General features: G+C 68.0%; 13 protein-coding genes. 6 read left to right on the top strand and 7 right to left on the bottom strand.

The window, feature by feature from the left end:
• Positions 1 to 531: 531 nt before the first annotated feature.
• Both C3E79_RS02625 and C3E79_RS02630 read right to left on the bottom strand, forming a co-directional pair.
• Positions 532 to 9,462, bottom strand: coding sequence for a type I polyketide synthase (locus tag C3E79_RS02625; protein ID WP_108403511.1), 8,931 nt, complete (start codon positions 9,460 to 9,462; stop codon positions 532 to 534).
• A 37-nt stretch (positions 9,463 to 9,499) separates the two neighbouring features.
• Positions 9,500 to 11,110 (bottom strand): acyl-CoA carboxylase subunit beta, encoded by a 1,611-nt coding sequence (locus C3E79_RS02630; protein ID WP_108403512.1) that lies wholly within the window; start codon positions 11,108 to 11,110, stop codon positions 9,500 to 9,502.
• A 138-nt stretch (positions 11,111 to 11,248) separates the two neighbouring features.
• On the opposite strand from C3E79_RS02630, the gene acpS reads away from it, so the two are divergent.
• The 6 genes from acpS to C3E79_RS02660 are packed head-to-tail and all read left to right on the top strand — an operon-like array spanning position 11,249 to position 15,010.
• Positions 11,249 to 11,626, top strand: a complete 378-nt coding sequence (gene acpS / locus C3E79_RS02635) for a holo-ACP synthase AcpS (RefSeq protein WP_108403513.1) — start codon at positions 11,249 to 11,251, stop codon at positions 11,624 to 11,626.
• Between the two features lie 47 nt (positions 11,627 to 11,673).
• A complete protein-coding gene (locus C3E79_RS02640; RefSeq protein WP_108403514.1) occupies positions 11,674 to 12,402 on the top strand; it encodes a biotin--[acetyl-CoA-carboxylase] ligase in 729 nt (242 codons plus the stop codon).
• Entirely contained in the window at positions 12,402 to 12,851 is a 450-nt protein-coding gene (locus tag C3E79_RS02645; protein ID WP_108403515.1) for a hypothetical protein, read from the top strand. Before C3E79_RS02640 ends, C3E79_RS02645 begins: the two co-directional genes overlap by 1 nt.
• Before the next feature lie 29 nt (positions 12,852 to 12,880).
• Positions 12,881 to 14,029, top strand: a complete 1,149-nt coding sequence (locus C3E79_RS02650; RefSeq protein WP_108405012.1) for a 5-(carboxyamino)imidazole ribonucleotide synthase — start codon at positions 12,881 to 12,883, stop codon at positions 14,027 to 14,029.
• A gap of 2 nt (positions 14,030 to 14,031) precedes the next feature.
• Positions 14,032 to 14,532, top strand: coding sequence for a 5-(carboxyamino)imidazole ribonucleotide mutase (gene purE / locus C3E79_RS02655; RefSeq protein ID WP_108403516.1), 501 nt, complete (start codon positions 14,032 to 14,034; stop codon positions 14,530 to 14,532).
• The gene (locus C3E79_RS02660; RefSeq protein WP_108403517.1) at positions 14,525 to 15,010 is read left to right on the top strand and encodes a YdcF family protein; all 486 of its coding nucleotides are present in this window, start codon (positions 14,525 to 14,527) and stop codon (positions 15,008 to 15,010) included. The genes purE and C3E79_RS02660 overlap by 8 nt, the downstream gene beginning before the upstream one ends.
• A 37-nt stretch (positions 15,011 to 15,047) precedes the next feature.
• Here the strand turns inward: C3E79_RS02660 and C3E79_RS02665 are convergent, their stop codons facing one another.
• From C3E79_RS02665 to C3E79_RS02685, 5 genes are all read right to left on the bottom strand, one after another.
• Positions 15,048 to 15,257, bottom strand: coding sequence for a hypothetical protein (locus C3E79_RS02665; RefSeq protein ID WP_108403518.1), 210 nt, complete (start codon positions 15,255 to 15,257; stop codon positions 15,048 to 15,050).
• Positions 15,257 to 16,078 carry a carbohydrate ABC transporter permease gene (locus C3E79_RS02670; protein WP_108403519.1) on the bottom strand — a complete coding sequence of 274 codons (822 nt, stop codon included), beginning with the start codon at positions 16,076 to 16,078 and terminating at the stop codon, positions 15,257 to 15,259. The genes C3E79_RS02665 and C3E79_RS02670 overlap by 1 nt, the downstream gene beginning before the upstream one ends.
• Complete coding sequence (locus C3E79_RS02675) at positions 16,075 to 17,049, bottom strand: carbohydrate ABC transporter permease (protein ID WP_108403520.1); 975 nt, start codon at positions 17,047 to 17,049, stop codon at positions 16,075 to 16,077. Before C3E79_RS02675 ends, C3E79_RS02670 begins: the two co-directional genes overlap by 4 nt.
• Positions 17,050 to 17,149: 100 nt before the next feature.
• Positions 17,150 to 18,421, bottom strand: coding sequence for an ABC transporter substrate-binding protein (locus C3E79_RS02680; RefSeq protein WP_108403521.1), 1,272 nt, complete (start codon positions 18,419 to 18,421; stop codon positions 17,150 to 17,152).
• Between the two features lie 121 nt (positions 18,422 to 18,542).
• Positions 18,543 to 19,223, bottom strand: a complete 681-nt coding sequence (locus C3E79_RS02685) for a TIGR03089 family protein (protein ID WP_108403522.1) — start codon at positions 19,221 to 19,223, stop codon at positions 18,543 to 18,545.
• Positions 19,224 to 19,232: the final 9 nt, after the last annotated feature.

A 19,232-nucleotide genomic window follows, 5' to 3' on the forward strand; every position in this document is an offset into this window, starting at 1 on the left:
AGGGCTTGTGAGTCGGTGATGGGGGTCCTTATTGGCCGATCCACGCGAGGGGACTTCTGAAGGTCCACTCTCCGTGGAGCTTTGACCCCTGACCTGCAGGCTCAAAGACGTGATACCCGACGGTGGTCCGCGGGGGAGAAGGCAGCTCGCGCCACTCGGTTTTAAGTAGTCGTGGCCGATCGCGCGCACTGCGCTGGCCTTCGTTGCTGCTGTCGGGAGCATAAGAGGATTGCTCCTCGGCGAGCGCGCTCTCTCCAAAAAAGAATCGTGCGAGATCTCTTCGATATCGACATCGCCTAGTTCGGTCTCGTGCGCTTCCGCACAGCTAGTGAAGATCACCCCCCCGGGCGTCCCATGCCCGGGGCGCTCAACGTGCGATAGAGAGTTCGACATCAATATTGTGGTGGCAAGCCCGCGCTGCGCCGCGCGCTACCCCGACAACGAGGGCGGCGGCAGCACGGCGACGCAATCGAATGACCCTCCCTCACGCGTACAGGTTGCCTGGCTTACAGAATTCCTACGTCAGGACGCCTAACGCCGCGGGTACATGCCGTCTGCCCCAAGTCGCGCGCCAGGGTCGAGCAGCAGAGCAATTTCGCCGTCGTGATCGTTACCGGGGACAAAACGACGATTCTCCACCTGTGTAAACAGTGCCCGTCGGCCCACCATGCCCGCCTCGAGGTGCCCGGCACCGGCACGCAGGCGGGTGGTGGCGCGGGAGCGCCATGTGGAAACCGACGCTCCGGAGGCGGCGAGTGCTGCCTCGAACACGCCCGGGTGCGCGAGAACCACGAGCGCGCCGACGTGGCCGAAGCCGAGCGAGGTCAGCGCCGCGGCCTTCACCGCACCCGCCCCGAGCGACAAGGGGGAGCGCAACCACACCAGGTTGCGCGCCTTCTCGCCGACCAGGGGATCGACGCAGTCAAGTGACGCGTTGGCGGGGATGTCGCCTGTTGCGAGGGCGTCGATAAGCCCGCCGATCTGGAACAGAGCGGCGCCCGCCTTCGCGTGGCCCGTGAGCGTCTTCTGGGAGATCACGAACATCGGGGCTCGCTCGTCGCGCCCGATCGCCGGCCAGAGTAGGGAGTGCAGCTCTGACTCGTTCGGGTCATTCGCGTTGGTGGAGGTGTCGTGCTTGGATAGCACCTTCACATCCGTTGGCGTAAGCCCGAGCGAGGACAGCGAGCGCGCCAGGCGAGATGATTCACCGCCGCGGGCCGCGGCCAACACCCCCAGGCCCGGCGCGGGGATCGAGGTGTGCGCGCCGTCGCCAAAGGACGACGCGTACGCGATCACGGCGTGCACCGGCAAGCCGAGCTCGGCGGCCAGCGAGCCACGGGCGATGAGCACCGTCCCGCCGCCCTCGGCCTCGAGGAAGCCGCCGCGGCGGCGGTCGTTGGCGCGGGAGATAAACCGATCGGAAATACCCTTAGCGCGCATCGCCGCGGTCTCGGCGGTGGCGTTCATGTCGCCGAAGCCCTGCAGGGACTCGACCTGGACGTCGTCGATGCCGCCGGCGACGACGAAGTCGGCCTTGCCCAGCGCGATCTTGTCCACGGCCTCCTCCACGGACACAGCGGCGGTGGCGCAGGCGCCGACCGGGTGGATCATCGAGCCGTAGCCGCCCACGAGCGACTGCATGACGTGCGCGGCCACCACGTTGGGCAGTGCTTCCTGCAGGATGTCGGACTGGCGCTCGTGGCCGAGAAGCCGGGAGACGAAGACCTTGTGCAGCGACTCCATGCCGCCGATGCCGGTGCCCTGGGTCGAGGCGATATCGGCCGGGTGGATCGCACGCAGCAGCTCGGCGGGGGTGAAGCCTGCGCTGACGAAGGCATCGATGGCGGTGACGAGGTTCCACACCGCGATGCGGTCTAGGTTGTCGATCATCTGCGGCGGAATGCCCCACGCGGCGGGGTCGAAGCCATCGGGCATCTGCCCGGCGACGGTGCGTGTCAGTGTCGCCTTGCGCGGCAACGCGGACTTCGCCCCGGCGAGGCGCGTGACAGTCCACTCGCCGTCGGCCTCGCGCACGACCGTTTTATCCGGGTCAGCCTCCTCGTAGGAGCGCGCCTCCGCCTCGCCGGACACGGTGAAGGTGACGTCTTTGTCCAGGAAGACCTCTGCGAGGTCGATCGAGCCTCGGTCGGTGAGAAAGTACTTGTCCGTCAGCTCTCGCACGCCGGCGCGCGCGACGACCTCGTCGCGGAAGCGCTCATAGATGTCTTCCTCGGCGATAGGCTCGCCCGCGGCGTCGTACCACCCGGGGTTGGGGTCTTCCGACCAGCGCACGAGCCCGGTCATCCACGCGAGCTCGAGCACTCCGGCGGCGGTGAGGTCGACTCCGCCGTCGCGCCGGATGCCGTACTCGGCTTCGCGCCGGGTGCGGCCTGAGCCCCAGGAGGAGGCCTCGCCGATGCCGCAGATGACGATCATCTCCTCGAGCGGGCAGGTCACCTCGCCGACGTCGACGCCGGCGGGCTGGGAGGGATTGGCCAGGCTGGGCAGGGCCTTGATCTTCTCGCTTGTCGACGCCTGGATCGCCGCCGCATCCTGTGCAGCAGGCAGATCCGCCGTGCGGGCAAGCTCTGCAATGGAAATCCCGGCGTCGGCGAGTCCTCCGGTTAGGTCGAGGTCCAGCGGAGCCTCGGCGGCCTTTTCCCGCGCCTTTTCCGATGCCAGGGCCATGAGCTCGGCGGCGATCTCCTCGGGGCTCCACACGTGGATGCCCGCAGCCTGTGCGGCCGGCACGAGCGCGTCGTTGCCGCCCATCAGGTGCGTGCCGGCGACCCAGCCGATGCGAGCCTGGGCCAGGGTCACGCCCTCGGGCCAGCCGGTCTCAGAGGACCACTTGTTCACCACGGCATCGAGCGCGGCCTTGACTTCGCCGTAGGCACCGTCACCGCCGAAGGTGCCGCGGTTGGGCGAGCCCGGCAGGACGATGTGGGTGCGGCGGCCGGAGGCTGACTTCTGCGCGAGCTCGGACAACCCCGCGATGGTGCGCTCGACGGACCACAGCAGCAGGCGCGCCTGGGTCTCGGCGCTGCCGCCGACCTCCGCGAGCGAACCGGATACGCTGGGGGCGGCGAAGGGGAACGCGAGCGTGGGCACGAGCGCGGGTTTGATCACGCGCACGTCTTTCCCTACGGTCTCTTTTTGCTCCGTGCCCAGCCAGGCAATCAGCGCGTCGATGTCGCGGTAGCTCGACAGGTTTGCGGGCACGAGCCAGAGCGCGGCCCCTGCGCAGGCGTGGTCGCGGTAAAGCGTGCGCGCGAACTCCTTGCGCTCCTGGGTAACGTTCGATGCCGTCATGATCACGGTTGCCCCGCCCGCGAGCAGGCGCTGCACAAGTGCAGTGGCAATCGAACCCGGCGCCGCGCCGGTGACCAGGGCGATCTCCCCGGCATAGGAGCCAGGGGTGGTATCGGCTGCGGCCGCGGCGATCTCGTCCAAGGGGCCGGAATAACCGTGCTCGGCGTACCAGCGGGCCTGCGCGGCAACGACCTCGCCGGTGCCGCGGAACCGTGCGGCATCGATGTCGGCTTCTCCGAGGGCGACGCGGGCGAGATCCTCGCGGGCCTGGGCCCAGCGGTCGTCGAAAAGCACGGCCCTGGCGGCGTCGAAACGCGGGGTGACCTGGGAGACCCAACTGGAGCCTAGCTCAGCCTCGATGGTGTCCAGGATCGTGGTGTCGGGAGCGGGGACCTCGACGTGCTCGTCCTCGATGCCCAGCTTGCTCAAGAGAGTGCGCGCTGTGCTAACGAGCGTGTCGGTCACCTCGTCCTTGTATGCGTCTAATGCCGCGGAGTCGACGACGCTACCGCCAGATCCGCCAGCAGACTGGGCCCGGTTTACGTTCTGGCCGTGGCGTGCGGCGACGGCTGCCACGGCGGCGTCGATAAGCGTATTTACCTCGGCCTTCGTGGACGCGCCCGGAAGAGTCGCGAGGCTGCCGCCGCGCACCGACTCCTCCGCACGAGTACCCAGCAGGATCTCCGCCTCGACGTGCGGGACCCAGGACGTGGGCAACGCCCAGGTACCGGTGACGTAGTCGGTCACGTGCGCAGGCTTGAGCCCGGCACCCCCGAGAACCTGGCGCAGGCGCGCCCCGATCGCCTCGGACAGCACGGAGCCGAAGGGGGCATACCCGGGCGCGGCGGAGTTAACGCGCTCGCGCAGGGTGGCCACGTCCGACTCTGCGGCGCCGTCAATGGCGGGCACACCGAGCTCAGCGGACATGTCCATGAGCAGCTGGTTGCGGCGCGACGATACCCCGCCGGTGAGCTCCTCAATGGTGTCCGAGTCGTTGATCTGCTCGGGGCGGATCTTGTTCTGGAAGGCGAAGAGCACCTCAATGGCATCCGCCGCGCCGAACGGCAGATCGGTGGCGGGAGAGCCGCCGGTGGGAGCCGGTGCGGCGGGAGCGGTAGCCGCCTGCGTGTCGGGGGTGGGTTCTGGCGTGCTGTCGGCGGTGGCCGGCGCGGAAACCTCCGGCTCAACCTCCGGTTCGACCTCCGGCTCCGGTGCGGAGACCACATCGTTCAGCATGACCTGGTCCTGGCTGGCCTCGACGTTGAACACCGGGATGTGGTGGCCGATGACACCCATCTCGCGCTTCGCCAGGTTTGTCAGCGTCGGCGAGGAGGCGAGGCCGACCTCGATGAGTTGGTCGACTTGGCTGATAATGAGGTCCTGGGTTTCTATCCACCGCACCGGGGAGGCGAACTGCCAGGCCAAAAGCTCGATGAGCAGGGTGCGGGCGAGCTCGCCCGTGGGTGTGTTGTCCACGGTCACGCCCGCCAAGCGCTCGGAAGGTACCACGGCGGTTACCGCGTCGATGAAGTCCTGTGTGAGCTCGAAGGGGCGCGCCACGAGGTTGGGAACGTAGCGCCCCGTCAGCGTGTCGGCATCGATGACGGCCGGCAGGAGCTCGTCGAGCTTGCGGGCGAACGCCGGCACGCCGGGGCGCAGGACGCGGGAATGGAAGGGAACGTCGATGCCGGGGACGGTGACGTAGGCGCGCTCGCGCACGCCGTTAGCGGCCGCCGACAGGGCGGCGAGGCCCCGCTTCGTGCCGGCGATCGAATACTGCTGGCCGGAGATGTTGTAGTTGACAATTTCCAGGAACTCGCCGGAGTCTGCGGCAATACCGGCGACGTACGCCTCGACCTCGTCGGGATTGATGCCGATCATGTTCGGGCGCAGCGCACCCATGCCGTAGTCGGAGTTGCCCTCGGCATCGCGCGGCACGAGCGAACCCATCGCGGAGCCGCGCGAGTAGACAATGTCAATCACGGCCTCGAGGTCGAAAATCCCGCCGAGTGACGCAAGCGCCGTGTACTCGCCCAGCGAGTGCCCGGCGAACATCGCGCTGGTGGCCAGCGCGTTCGCGTCGCGCAGCCGCTCGGTCTGCGCGTACGCCACCACGGCCAGGGCCACCTGGGTGAACTGGGTCAGGTGCAGCACGCCATTCGGGTGCTTGAACACCTCGCCGCGCACCGTGATCTCGGTGGGGTTATCATCCACGATGCGCTGGATGGAAAATCCGAGTTGGGTGCGTGTGTGTCGGTCAGCGCGGCGCCAGATCTCGCGCGCGGCCGCGCTCGCCTCACGGTCGCCGGCGCCCATGCCTACGGCCTGCACGCCCTGGCCCGGATAAAGGTAGGCGGTGCGCGGCTGCGCGAGCAGCGCCTGGCCGCGCGAGACCACCTCGCCGCCGATGCGGCAGGTCACCTCGAGCGCGGGCCGGAGCCCGACCCGCCCGACACGCTCGACAGTGATCTCGATGGTGTCGCCAAGCTGCACCATGCCGTACATGTTGTACGTCCAGCCGGTTACTTCGCCGTGGCGCCCGGCGAGGTGTTGGGCGGTGGCGGAGAGCCACATGCCGTGCACTAGGGGCGCTCCAAGCCCGACCAGGCCGGCGGCGTTGGAGGATGTGTGGATGGGATTGTAGTCGCCGGAGACCAACGCGAACGGGGTCATGTCGTGCGGGGCGCTCACCTCCGCGCGCTCGAGGAAGGAGCGCGGGGTGGCCTCGACGGCCCCCGCCAAGTCGCCGCCGCCGAACGGTGGGGCGGCAACCGGCGGGGTCGTCGTCGTGGCGCGGCCGCGGATGGCGAAGCGGTGCATCTGCGTGGCCACGAGCTCCCCACCGGAGGAGAGCTCGAGCTCCACGGTGACGATGCGCCCGGCAGAGGATTCCTCGATGGACGCGCAGCGCGATGCGACGTCGATGGTGCGGCCGTCCGCCAGCTCGTGCAGGGGTGCGCGCAGGTCGATGACGTGATCGAGGTGCACGGCGTTGAGCAGCCCCTCAATGACGGGGAAGCCGTCGGGCAGCAGGCCGGAGCCGAGTGCGGCATAGATTGCTGGCCAGCAGGGCCCGACTAATACGTCCGCGGTACCCACGCGGACCTCTCCGCCAAGCGCGGTTCCGGTCACGGCGGTATGCGCGGCCAGCAGCGAGGCGGGGAAGGTAAAGGATGCGTGGGCGATGCCGTCGATTAGCTGCGGCATGGCGGTGATGGTGTCCCCGGCCTCGGAGGTCGAGCCCACCCCGGCCAGCCCGGCGAGCAGATCGTAGACTGCGGCAGGCAGGCGCTCGTCAGAGACGACAGGGGAGGCACCAGTGTGCACACCGCTCGGCAGGTCGATGGGGATTTTCACCTCGCGCACGTAGAAAGGGCGCTGCTGATCGGGCAGGTGGTCCCAGTAGGAATCGGTGACGATGCGGATGACCCAGCCGTCGGCGTCCTCGATGATCTCGTACGCGCTCTCATCCATGGTGTGGGCGGGGTTATCCATGAGGTGGCCGTGCCACATCAGCGTCGGGACGGCCTTGAGGTAGTCCTCCACGCTGGTGGCGTCCGCGAGGCGGGAGAAGCGCTCGGTGGTCTCGGCCCCGGCGTCGATTAGCGTGCGCGTGGCGGCGGACTCGAAGCGTGCAAGCAGCTCGGCGACGGGCTCGTTTTTCCTTGTGATACCCGCTACCGCGACGGGGCCGGGGATGATGCGCACCTCATCGGCGCTGTAGCGGGGGTCTTGGGCTTGCCAGAGCGTGTCCTTGCCAAACCACGTCTTGAGGTCGCCGTCGATGGCCGGCACCCACGGCATCGGTTTCGGGTAGGCGTAGTGCAGGGCGATCCACCACGCCGCGTCGCGCGGGGAGACCTTTATCTCGCGAGCGAGGGGGTAGGCAGCGAGCAGCGTAGCGACGCCTTCTTGCGCGCCCACACCTTCTTCGAACAGCGACTCGATCTCCCCATGGTCGCGCTCGTGCAGGCGAGCCTCGATGCGGCGCAGCACGGCGAGGAAGCGCTTGTCCCAGGAAGAATCCGTAAACGGGTGCGCCAGTTCGACGAAGCGATTGGCCCACTGCGCGTAGGTCATGTCCTCGATGTCCCCGAAGAAGGGCTTCGAGGTTTTGTTCAGCGCTTCGATGATCTCCTCGCGGCGCTCCTCGTACTCGTCGATGCTCAGGCTGGTGATCAGCCGGGAGGCGCGGGCAAAGGAGTTGTCCAGGTCGTGGATGTCGGCGAGCAGGTGGCTTTGGGACGACGCCACCCCGCTCCGCCCCGTGCCCCGCGAGACCCAGCCGCCGTTGTCTCCCGGGCTCACACCAGGGGTGGCCACCAGCAGGTCTTTCACAGAATCGGTCGCCTTGGCCTCCTTGGTGGCCATCGCCACGGTGCCCACGAAGACCGCGTCAACCGGCATCTCCGGCAGATCCCAACGCGCTGCCCAGGCACCGGTGAGCAAATCAGCGGCGCGCTGCGGGGAATACACGCCGCCGCCGACGGCGAGGTAGGCGTTGTCATGGGAGCGGACCTCGCCGTAGGTCTCCACGAGCAGATCGTCGAGGTCTTCCCAGGAGTGGTGGCCGCCAGCGTGACCGTCTTCGACCATGAGGATGATGGGGACGTCGGGGTTGGCCTCCGCGATGTCGAGCACGGCGCGGATCTGGGCGGCGGTGCCCGGTTTGAAGGCGATATGCGGGAAGCCTTCGGCGCGCAGCCGGGCGAGTAGCTCGGTGACCTCTTCGACATCGGGGATGCCGGCGGAGATGCACACCCCGGAAAACGGGGCTCCTGCCGCCCGAGCCTTGGGCACCATCCGGCTGTGGCCGAACTGAAGGTTCCACAGGAAGCGGTCGAAGAACATCGTGTTGAACTGGGCGGTGCGCCCCGGTTCGAGACGCTCCACGAGGGTGTCCTTGTGGGCAGTAAACACGTCTTCGGAGTACATCCCTCCGCCAGCGAGCTCCGTCCAGTAGCCGGCGTTGGCGGCCGCGGCGACGATCTCCCCGTCCGCGGTGGTCGGAGTCATCCCACCGAGAATGATCGGGGAGAGGCCCGTGAGCGCGGAGAACCGAGTCTGGGTGTAGGTCTCACCGTCGGGCAGGCGCACCAGGCGGGGGGCGAAGCGGGAGTAGTCTGCCGCCTCGGGCAAGGATTTACCCGGGCGGGCGAGGTCGTCGCGGGTAGCCGCGCTCGCCGCTGCCACCACCGGCACCCCAGTGCCCGCAAGGAGCCGGGAGGCGATGGTGGCGAGGGAGGGATCGAGTGCGATCACGTGGGACACGCCCCGGGCGAGCAGGTCTTTGACCCGCGCCGGGAAGTCGTGGGGATTGCAAAGGATCTCTCGCGCCAGCTCCTGCGGCCTGTCGTGCCCCAGGTCGATCCCGCAGGACGCGGCCCACTCGCCGGCCAGCTCGGCGGCGCGGGCGTTGCGGGGGTGGTGGAAAGGGTAGGCGACGTCGAGCTCGTCGAAGACCGGCTGGATTCGAGAGCCTCCGAACTCGCCGTCTGCGAGCTTGGCGTTGTGTTCCGCGGAGCGCCGCTCGATGACGTCTCGTGCATCCGCGAGAGCACCCGGTTCACCGGAGAGCGCCATGTGCCGAGGCCCGTTGATCACGGCGCGCACCACACCGCCTGCGCTTGGCGTGGCCACGTAATCGCTGGGTACACCGCGCACCGAAAGCATCCGGCGGCGGGTATCGCGCGCGGAGGAGGTCGAGTGCGCGGCCGCGCCAAGAATGAAGGCGAAGGCGAGGGCGTGGACCGGGTGGGATACCGCTGCAACACCGAGGCTGCCCTGGGAGTGTCCAGCGAGGGCGGCGCCGTCGACATCGAGGCCGAGGCCGCGCAGCTGATCGACCGCAGCGATTTGCCCGAGTACGATGCCCGGCACGGCCACGGCGGGCAGGCGGTCAGTCTCCTCCACCGCGGGGTGGCCGTCCATGATGGCGCGGAGACGCTCGTGTGCACCGGGCGCGGCGGCGGCCAGCTTACGGGCGATCGGGCCGGTGAGCGCGCGGGCCGCACCGAGCAGCTCCTCGAGGCGCTCGCGGACGAGCGGGGTCGAGGCGGAATCGGTGAGCGCGCGCTGCCAGTCGGTGCCCTGCCCGTGGAAGAGGATCGCGGGGCGCGCCATGGAGGTCAAGGGCGTGAGGTTTCGCATCGTGATGAGGTCCTTAGGAGGTATGAGAGAGGGAGGTCTAGAGGGGGATGTTTCCGTGCTTGCGGGCGGGCAGGGCGACGCGCTTATCGCGCAAAAGGCGCAGGTGGGCGGCGATTGCCTCGCGGGTTTCTGAGGGGGCGATTACGGAGTCGATCAGCCCGCGCTCTGCGGCGACGTAGGGGTTTAACACCGTGTCTTCGTACTCCCGCTCGAAGGAGGCGATGAGGTCGGCGAGCTCCGCGGGGCCGAGGCCGCGGCGGCGGGCAGCGTTGATCTCCCTGCGGTTGATAAATCCGACCGCACCGGCCGCGCCCATCACCGCGATCTGGGCGGTGGGCCAGGCGAGGTTCACGTCCGCGCCCAACCCCTTCGAGCCCATCACGCAGTACGCCCCGCCGTAGGCCTTGCGCATGATGACGGTGACCTTGGGTACCGTGGCCTCGGCGTAGGCGTAGAGCAGCTTCGCGCCGTGGCGCAGGATCCCGCCGTGCTCCTGGTCGGCTCCGGGGAGGAAGCCGGGGACGTCGACAAGCATGACGAGCGGTATGTTGAACGCGTCGCACGTGCGCACGAACCGCGCGGCCTTGGCGGAGGCATCGATGTCGAGGCAGCCGGCGCTCACCATAGGTTGGTTGGCCACGAAGCCGACCGCCACGCCCTCGATGCGCCCGAGGGCGACGACGACGTTTTCGGCGCGCTGCTCCATGACCTCGAGGTAGTCCCCGCCATCGGTGATGCGGGAGATGGCCTCGCGCACGTCGTAGGGCTGGTGGGGGTGATCCGGGATGAGGCCGTCGAGCGCGTCGGTGCCGGCGGTGGGTTCGGCGTCCTGCCGCGCGCCTGCGCGGCTGCTGTTGGGAGGAAAGTAACCCACGAGGTCTGCGACCCAGTCGAGCGCGTCGGCGTCGTCGGAGGCGACGTAGTGGCAGGTCCCGGCCTCGAGCATGTGGGTCCACGCGCCGCCGAGCTCGTCTTGGGTTACCTCCTCGCCGGTGACGGTCTTGATCACCTCCGGGCCGGTGACGAACATCTTGGAGGTTCCCTCGACCATGACCACGAAATCGGTTAAGGCCGGGGAGTAGGCATTGCCGCCGGCGCAGGCGCCCATGATGACGGAGATTTGCGGGACGACGCCGGAAGCCTGCACGTTGCGGCGGAAGGTCGCGGCGATCCAGTCGAGGGAGACGGCGCCGTCTTGGATGCGCGCCCCCGCGCCTTCGTAGAGGCCGATGAGCGGCCGGCCGGTGGTGAGGGCGAGGTCTTGGATGGCGACCATTTTCTCGCCGTAGACCTCCCCGAGCGCGCCGCCGAAGATGGTGCCGTCTTGTGAGAAGATGCAGACCTCGCGGCCGTCGATCGTGCCGAACCCGGTGATGATGCCGTCCGTAAGCGGCCGCTTTGACTGCATCCCGAAGTCGTGGGTGCGGTGGCGCGCGAGCTGGCCGGACTCGACGAACGAGCCCTCGTCGAGCAGGTAGTCGAGGCGCTCGCGGGCTGTCATTCTTCCCTGCTCACGCAGCTTCTCGATAGCGCGGGGGCCAACGGGAGCCTGCGCATTCGCGCGGCGGCGGTAGAGATCGGCGAGCTTGTCCGATGTGGTGATCGGGGCACCGGCCTCGCCCAATTGTTCGTAGGCAGAAAGCGTCATGGGGGAAGAATAACGGCGCAGGTGGGTCCATGGCCGATTGGTTACTGGTTGGTAGGTTACTAAATGGTAAGTTATGGTCGTATACTGCGATTATATTGTAATGTGAGTTTAGTCACATAAATGGGAAGGGGGCGCTCCATGGAAGCACGGCACATCGGCGTTGACGTCGTCGACATCGAGCGGTTTCGCGAGCAGTTAGGTAGCGCCGGGACGACCTTTAGCTCAGTCTTTACTGACCGCGAGCTGCGTGACTGCGCCGCCAAGGCGGACCGCGCGGCCTCTCTTGCTGCGCGTTGGGCCGCCAAGGAGGCCTACATCAAGGCCTGGTCGCAATCGCTCTTCGGTGCCCCGCCGGTGGTAGGCGCCGTCGACTTCCGTGACATAGAGGTCATCTCCGACGCCTTCGGGCGTGTTGCCCTTGCGCTCCACGGCGAGCTTGAGTCGGTGGCGCCGCCCGCCGCCTCGCTCTCTCTGTCCCACGACGGCAACTGTGCGGTGGCGGTGTGCCTAGTTTAGGCCTGGTGTAGGCCGCGCCCCGCTGAAAACGAATAGGCTTATACCCCATGACAGTGCGCAATATTGAACACATTCAAGGCGCGGTCGCGCACGCGTGGCGCGACGTGCGCTGGGTAGACACGATCGGCTCCACCAACGCAGAGCTGCTCGCCACCGGCAGCCCCGGCAGTGTGCTCATTGCCGACGAGCAAACAGCGGGCAAGGGACGGATGGGGCGGAGGTGGGTGAGCCCGAAGGGGTCCCAGCTCGCGCTGAGCGTGCTTGTCGACGCCCCCTCTAGCGCACCCCTGGGGCTAGCGTCCCTGGCCGCGGGGCTGGCCGTCACGGACGTCGTCCCAGAGGCGGCGCTGAAGTGGCCCAACGACGCGCTTTTGGGCGGAAAGAAATTCGCCGGCATCCTCTCCGAGGTCGATTTCTCCTCCGCGCCGCCGCGGGTGGTCATCGGCATCGGCATCAACGTCGCGTGGCGCGCCGAAGACCTCCCCGTCGAGGGAGCGACCTCGCTCAACCTCGAGCGCATCGAGGTCGATTTCGACGAGTTTGCCGTGGACCTGCTTACCGCGCTGGCGCGGCGCCTCGAGCAGTGGGCGCAGGGCGACGGGCAGCTCTTGGAGGACTACCGGAGGGTGTGCGAGAGCGTCGGTAAGCACGTGCGCCTCACGCGGGCGGAAGGCGACGTTGAGGGCACGGTAGAAGGGGTGAACGCGGCCGGCGAAATCCTCATCGGCGGCACCGCGTATAGCGCGGGGGACGTCACCCACCTGCGTCCGGCGTAATGGCGGGCAGACTGCCGCTCGCCGAAGGCGAGGTCGTGCTGGCGGATACGACGAGCCCGCTGAGCAGCATGATTTTCCCGCTGCTGGAGTTCGTCGTGGTCACCGGGGTGTGCTGGGGGGCGATCGGTTGGATGGACTTTCACGCCGTCCCCGCGGCCGCCCGCAACCTCGTCGTAGCGCTGTGGGCGATCGTCGGTGTGGTGCGCTTCCTGCTGCCGCTGGTTGCCGCCCGGCGGCGCCGCTTCGTGGTCACGCAGCACCGCGTGCTCGCGCGCGGGCGCCGCGGCGCGATCGATTCCATCCCTTTTGGTGACATCCACTCCGTGCGCCGCGAGCGCGGCGGGATCTCGGTTGCGGTCTACGGCTTTGAGCGCCCGCTCTACTTCCCCGAGGTCGGGCGTGCCCGCAAGGTGGAGCGTGTCCTGTGCGCCCAGCTCGGGCAGGGCTAAGGTAGGTGGGCGTGAGTTACGCAGAAAACATGCCCGTTGTTGCAGTCATTGGGGACGGCCAGCTGGCCAGGATGATGCAGACCGCAGCCATCGAGCTCGGCCTCGCGCCGCGCGTGCTGGCCGCAGACGATAATGCCTCGGCCGCGCAGGTCTTCGGCGACGTCCGCATCGGCGACTACCGCGACCTCGCTGACCTCCAGGCCATCGCGGAGGGGGCCGACGCGGTGACCTTCGATCACGAGCACGTGCCCAACGAGTACGCGCACATGCTTATCGACGCCGGAATCAACGTCGAACCCCGCCCCCACGCACTCCTCTACGCCCAGGACAAGCTCGAGCAGCGCGCCCGGCTTACCGAGCTCGGCGCCCCGGTCCCACCTTTTTCCCCCATCGCCTCCGCGAAAGACGCCAGCGACTTCTTCGAGCGCGTCGGAGGCCGGGTGTGCCTGAAGTCCCGCCGCGGCGGGTACGACGGCCACGGCGTGTGGTTTCCTGACTCGCTCGAGGCGTTCACAGAGCTCGTGGAGAAGCTCGTGGGCGAGGGCGTGGAGCTCTACGCCGAGGAGAAGGTCCCCTTCGTCCGCGAGCTCTCCGCAATGGTCGCGCGCAACCGCTCAGGCGAGGTCAAGGCCTGGCCGGTAGTCGAGTCCCGCCAAGCAGACGGGGTCTGCCGGGTGGCCATCTCGCCCGCGCCGGGGCTTGACGCGGAGCGGGCGGCCGCCTGCCAGGGCTTCGCCGTGAAGATCGCCGAGGCACTCGACGTCACCGGCGTGCTCGCCGTCGAGCTTTTTGAAACCGCAGACGCAGTGCTGGTCAACGAGCTGGCCATGCGACCCCACAACACCGGCCACTGGACCCAGGACGGGTGCGTGACATCGCAGTTCGAGCAGCACCTGCGCGCGGTGATCGACTGGCCGCTCGGCTCGACCGAACCCACCGCGCCGTACACGGTGATGGTCAACACCCTCGGCGGTGACTCCGACCCGGCCGTGCCCATGCGCGAGCGCGTCGCCGCCGTGATGAAGAAATACCCAGAGGCCAAGGTCCACCTCTACGGCAAGGGCTATCGCCCGGGCCGCAAGATGGGCCACGTCAACGTCGCGGACGAGTCGCTCGAGCGCGCCCTCGACGTCGCCGAGGACGCCGCGCACTACATCATCAACGCACAATGGAGGTAAGCATGCAGCCAATTGTCGGACTGATCATGGGCTCCGATTCCGACTGGGACACCGTCGCCCCCGCCGCCGAGGTGCTCGCGCAGTTCTCCATCCCCTTCGAAGTCGGCGTCGTCTCCGCCCACCGCACACCTGAGAAGATGCTCGCCTACGCCACGTCCGCCCACGGCCGTGGCCTAAAGGTCATCATCGCCTGCGCAGGGGGAGCCGCCCACTTACCCGGGATGGTCGCCGCGGCAACCCCGCTGCCGGTGATTGGCATCCCGCGCGCCTTAAAGGACTTAGACGGCCTCGACTCCCTGCTCTCCATCGTGCAGATGCCCGGCGGCGTGCCCGTGGCCACCGTCTCCATCGGCGGCGCGAAGAACGCCGGCCTGCTCGCCGCCCGCATCATCGGGGCTGGTGATCCGCAGGTGCTGGAGAAGATGTCCGCCTACCAGGCCGATATGGCCGCCGAGGTTGAGCGCAAGGACGAGGCGCTGCGCGCGCGCCTGCTTGGTGAATAGCCCCATCGTCGTGCTCGGCGCCCGCGTCATCGGCGGGCGCCCCTCGCCGATGCTCGAGGCGCGATTATCCAGTGCGCTTACGCTCTGGAGCGCTGAGCCCTCGCGCGACATTGTCGTCAGTGGGCACCGCGGGGAGGCCGCGGTGATGGCCGCCTGGCTTGCCCAGCGGGGGGTTGCCTCGGTGGTGGAGGAACCGCTGGCCCGCTCGACCAACGAGAATCTGGAGAATTCCGCCGCGCTGTATCCCGGGGTGCGGTTGACGGTGGTGACTAGTTCCTTCCACGTCCCGCGCACCCGCGCGTGGGCGTGGCACTTAGGCATCCCGGTCGAGGTCGTGAGCGCGCCGACGCCGCGGCGCTCCCGGGCGAAGAACTATGCCCGGGAGGTCATCGCGCTGCCGCACTCCGTGGCGCGGGTGGTGTGGAGGCGGCTGCTCGCTTCCGCCTCAACCCGGAAGCCTAAGAATGGTCCGGGTTGAGGCGGAAAGACCGCGGGTTGAGGCGTCCGGGTTTACCCTAAGGGGCGGCGGCCCCGGCCGGGCCCTCGCGCCAGCGCAGCCAGCGGCGCACCAGCCACCAGGTGAGAACGCACAGCGCCCCGGCCAGCAGACCCGGCCACAGCGCGGGGGAGGGCCGGAACAAGTTGAGCACCGCCTGAGCCAGCGCGAGAAGCGCGAAGAAGCCCACGAAGCCGATGAGGGTTTGCCACAGCAGGTCGCGGCGCATCAGCCCTTCACTCCGCCCGCGGTCAAACCCGAGACGATACGGCGCTGAAAGACGAGCACCATGATGATCAGCGGCACTGTGACCAGGGAGCCGGCGGCCATGATCGCAGCATAGGGGTATTCGAACGCGCTCGGGCCGCTAAAGCGCGCAATCGCCACGGTGACAGGCTCGGTGGCGGTGGTGGAGAGCTGGCGGGCCAGCATGAACTCGTTCCAGGTGGTGATGAACGCGAGGATCGCGGTGGTGAAGATCGCCGGGGCGGCCAGGGGGAGGAGCACGAGGCGGAAGGCCTGGGCGCGGGTGGCGCCGTCGACACGCGCGGCCTGCTCGAGCTCCCACGGCAGCTGCTGGAAAAACGACACCAGGGTGTAGATGGTCAGCGGCAGCGCGAAGGAGATGTTCGGGATGATCATCGCGCGGTAGGTGCCAATCCAGCCGAGGTCGCCGAAGAGCTGGAACAGCGGGGTGACCAGGGCGATGCCGGGGAACATGGAGGCGGCGAGGATGACGCCGGTGACGACGCCCTTGCCGGGGAAGTCGAGCCGCGCGATGGCGTAGGCGGTAAACACTCCGACTGCCACCGCGATCAGGGTCGTCGATAAGGAAATGAGCAGAGAGTTGCCGATCGCGCCGAGGAAGTCGTTGCCCTTGTCCGTGGCCAGGGCGTCGCGGAAGTTATCCAGCGTGACGTGGGTCGGCCAAGGGGTGGTATCAAAAGTGTGCGCACTATCGCGCAGCGCGGTGATAAGCATCCAGTAGAAGGGTGCGAGACCCCAGAACATGATGAATAACACCCCGGCGTAGTGGACGAACTTTTTCATCGCGAATCCTCCTTCGCTTCACGACGCCCACCGCCGACGTCCGCGCCGAGGAAACGAATCATGATGAACGCGACGGCGAAGATGAGCAGGAAAATCAGTGTGGAAAGGGCCGAGGCCGAGTTGAAGTTGCCCTGGCGCATGTCTTCGACGACGAGCTGGGAGATCGTCGCCGTCGGCGAGTTGGAGGAACCGGAGATCATGATCACCGGCAGGTCGTACATGCGCAGCGCGTCGAGGGTGCGGAAGAGCACGGCGACCATGAGCGCCGGGCGCACGAGCGGCAGGGTGATCCGGGTGAACTGCTGCCAGCGGGTCGCGCCGTCGACACGCGCGGCCTCATAGACCTCCCGCGGGATCATCTGCAACCCGGCGAGGATGAGCAGGGCCATAAACGGGGCGGTCTTCCACACGTCCGCAATGATCACCGCGGTGCGCGCCGCCCAGGGGTCTGTCGTCCACGCGATGTCGGCGCCGAGCAGGGAATTAATGATGCCGGCGGGAGCGAACATGAACTGCCACAGCTTCGCCGTTACCGCCGTCGGGATTGCCCAGGGGATGAGCACCGCGGCGCGGATGAACGCTCGGCCGCGCGACTCGGTGTTCATGATTAGCGCCATGGCCATGCCGAGGGCAGTCTCCAACAAGACCGTGACCACGGTGAAGAACAAGGTAATGCCCACCGCCGGCCAGAAATCCGTGGACAACACGCCGGGCGGGCAGGTGCCGATCACGCCGGTGGGCGACATGCACCGGTTGGTGATCCAGTACAGGTAGTTCTCCAACCCGGCGAACCCGCCGTCGGTAAACAGGCCCGTTGCCGGATCGAGGCGGCGGTTGCCCTGGAAGGACAAGATGATCGCCCGGATGATGGGGTAGCCGATCACCACGGCGAGCACGGCGAGCGCGGGGGCGGTCAGCAGCGCGGCGCGGCCGGTATCTGAGCGGCGGGGTTGAGCGGTAGCAGTGGTCATCAGGATCTTTTCGTTGCGTCTGGGGGCTTGAGACGGGGAAACGCCCGTCCCCGATCGTCTCACGGGTTCGGGCGTTTCGCTACGCGGGCTGCGGGCCCTCCTAGGAGCCGGCGGCCTGGCGGATCGCGGCGGCCATGTCGCGGGTCGCGTCGTCGACGCTCTTGCCCGCGGTCAGCGCCGCGTACGCGTTGTCCTGGATGGCCTTGGAGATCGCCGGGTAGAACGGCGAGACCGGGCGCGGCTTGGCGTTTTCCAGAGACTCCTTCAGCGCCGGCAGGTAGGGCTGCTGGGAGATCAGCTCGGCGTCGTCGTATATCGAGGCGAGCACCGGCGGGAAGGAGGCCGCGGCGAAGGAGCGCTGGTTGTCCTCGTTGATGATGAACTCGATGAAGTCGCGGGCCGTGGCCTTGTTCTTCGAGTGGATGTTGATGCCGTTGTTGTAGCCGCCGAGGGTGGACACGCCCACGCCGTCCTTGCCCACGAGCGGCTGGACCTCGACGCCGACGCCGGCCTCGACCGCGTTGGCGTACATGTAGGGCCAGTTGATGGCAAACGCGGTCTTGCCCTCGGTAAAGGCGAGGTTGGTCTCCTCTTCCGTGGCGGCGGTGGAGGCCTTGGAGATGGTGCCGTCTGCGTAGGCGTCGACAAGCGCCTGGATGCCCTCCTTGGACTGCGGCGACTCGACGGCGGGCGCGCCGGAGGCATCGAGCGCCTCGCCGCCGAAGCCGTTGATGAAGCCCAGTGTGTTCACTGTCAGGCCCTCGTACTGCTTGAGCTGGGTGGTCAGGCAGTCGGCGTTGTTCACGGCCTTGCAGGCGGAGGTGATGTCGGCGAACTTTTGCGGGGCTTGAGCGGCAAGCTCAGTGTTGCGGAAGAGCAACTGGCCGTTGGTGTTTTGCGGCAGGGCGTAGAGCTTGCCGCCGTAGGTGGCGGAGTCGACGGTGGCCTGCAGCAGCTTGGAGGTATCGACCCCGAGCTCGCCCTCGAGCGGGGCGAGCCACTGGTTCGCGGCGAAGTCGGCGGTCCAGACCACGTCGAGCGCCATGACGTCGTAGTCGGAGTTGCCCGCCTGCAGCGACTGCACGAGGGTATCGCGCTGGTCGTCGGCCTCGCCGGCGAGCTCTTTGAGGGTGACCTGCTCGTCCGGGTGCTCGGAGTTCCACTTCTCGATGACCGGGATGAGCTTGTCCGTGTCGTTGCGGCCCATCGCGAAGGTGATGGGGCCGCGGCCCTGCGCATCAGCTACCGGGGCCGCCGAGCCGCCCTGGGGCCCTTCCTGGGAGCCGCAGGAGACGAGCGCCGCCGAGCCGATGGCGGCGGTGAGGATCACGGCGGGGACGCGCAGCCGACGCCGGGTGGAAGAGGAGAACATGTGGGGCACCTTTCTCGGTCGTTTGGTGCCTTTAATGTAGTTATGCGCAGCAATTCCCCGGTAAAAATCCAGCGTTTTACCCCCAAGCAGGGGGAGTGTCGCGCCGGAATCGGGCAGGCGGCTACTCGCGGGAGAGATAGTGCGTGACGTTTTCGGCCTCTGCGATCGCGCGCAGCCGCTCCGTGGAGTTCAGGCCCAGGCAGGCCACCACCGAGCCGCCGGCCGCCAGCGGGGCGAGCAGACGCTTATCGACGTCCACTCGGTCTCGCCACGGATCGACCATGTAGCGGTGGGCGCCGAGCTCCCCATCGGCGTAGGCAGCAAGCGCGGGGGAGTCGCCGAGATAGCTATCCCCGTAGAAGCGCACCGTGGGCCCGAAATCGACCGTGCCCTCCGGCAGCTGCCCGCCGGATTCGATCACGCCGCGGCCGAAGGGATCGGGGGAGACCACGACGACATCGCGCGCGGCGGCATAGGAGGGCGCGGCCTCGACGGTGGTGAAGACGAGCGCGGGCGCGGCCTGCTCCTCTGCCGCGTCCGTCTCGCCGGCAAACACCGGCTTACGGGAGGAGTTGATCACGCCGAGCGCGATGACCGCGAGCTGCCACGAGGCCGGGAGGTCGATGAGCACCGTTGCGCCGGGCTCGAGCTCGAACTCCTCGTCGAGCATGTTCGCGATCTTCGCCGCCCAGTTATCCAGCGTAAGGGCGGAGAACTCCATCCTCGTGCCCGCCGCCTCGTCGTAGACCGTGAGCCTGGGTGCCTGGGGGTGGTGCGCAAGCAGGGGTGCCATGATGCTCATGTGCGCCCA

Source organism: Corynebacterium liangguodongii (assembly GCF_003070865.1).
Lineage (GTDB): Bacteria > Actinomycetota > Actinomycetes > Mycobacteriales > Mycobacteriaceae > Corynebacterium > Corynebacterium liangguodongii.

Bases quoted from the DNA above. Each gene is read 5' to 3' on its own strand.
- C3E79_RS02650 (WP_108405012.1), top strand. From the start codon at position 12,881: ATGCCCGTTGTTGCAGTCATTGGGGACGGCCAGCTGGCCAGGATGATG.
- C3E79_RS02665 (WP_108403518.1), bottom strand. From the start codon at position 15,257: ATGCGCCGCGACCTGCTGTGGCAAACCCTCATCGGCTTCGTGGGCTTC.
- C3E79_RS02645 (WP_108403515.1), top strand. From the start codon at position 12,402: ATGGCGGGCAGACTGCCGCTCGCCGAAGGCGAGGTCGTGCTGGCGGAT.
- acpS (WP_108403513.1), top strand. From the start codon at position 11,249: ATGGAAGCACGGCACATCGGCGTTGACGTCGTCGACATCGAGCGGTTT.
- C3E79_RS02675 (WP_108403520.1), bottom strand. From the start codon at position 17,049: ATGACCACTGCTACCGCTCAACCCCGCCGCTCAGATACCGGCCGCGCC.
- C3E79_RS02630 (WP_108403512.1), bottom strand. From the start codon at position 11,110: ATGACGCTTTCTGCCTACGAACAATTGGGCGAGGCCGGTGCCCCGATC.
- C3E79_RS02670 (WP_108403519.1), bottom strand. From the start codon at position 16,078: ATGAAAAAGTTCGTCCACTACGCCGGGGTGTTATTCATCATGTTCTGG.
- C3E79_RS02680 (WP_108403521.1), bottom strand. From the start codon at position 18,421: ATGTTCTCCTCTTCCACCCGGCGTCGGCTGCGCGTCCCCGCCGTGATC.
- C3E79_RS02685 (WP_108403522.1), bottom strand. From the start codon at position 19,223: ATGAGCATCATGGCACCCCTGCTTGCGCACCACCCCCAGGCACCCAGG.
- C3E79_RS02625 (WP_108403511.1), bottom strand. From the start codon at position 9,462: ATGCGAAACCTCACGCCCTTGACCTCCATGGCGCGCCCCGCGATCCTC.
- purE (WP_108403516.1), top strand. From the start codon at position 14,032: ATGCAGCCAATTGTCGGACTGATCATGGGCTCCGATTCCGACTGGGAC.
- C3E79_RS02640 (WP_108403514.1), top strand. From the start codon at position 11,674: ATGACAGTGCGCAATATTGAACACATTCAAGGCGCGGTCGCGCACGCG.